Source organism: Nocardiopsis sp. NRRL B-16309 (assembly GCF_001279585.1).
Classification (GTDB): domain Bacteria; phylum Actinomycetota; class Actinomycetes; order Streptosporangiales; family Streptosporangiaceae; genus Nocardiopsis.
On sequence record NZ_LGEC01000029.1, the window covers coordinates 1 to 307 of the forward strand.

1 pseudogene is annotated in these 307 nt (G+C 71.7%); it reads right to left on the bottom strand.

Features of this window, described 5'->3' with window-relative positions:
• Positions 1-307, bottom strand: a pseudogene (locus ADL05_RS05580) (peptide chain release factor 3); the annotation flags it as partial.

Consider the following 307-nt stretch of genomic DNA (forward strand, 5'->3'; position numbering starts at 1 on the left):
CTTGTTGTGCACGAGCACCAGGAGTTCGCCGTCGTTGCGGCGCCGCAGCACCTCCGCGCCCGAGAGCGCGTGCAGGGCCGGGGCCGACTCGGCGTCGGTACGCCGCGCCACGGAGTAGTCCAGCGGTGAGGTGTCGATGGGGGAGCGGAACTCGTGCTCCATGCGGTGGCGCACCACGTCGAACTGCAGCGGCCCCACCGCGGCCAGGACCGGCGCCTGCTCACCGCGCACGTCCGAGGTGAGCACCTGCACCACGCCCTCGGCGTCCAGCTGGGCGATACCGCGCTGGAACTGCTTGTACTTGCCC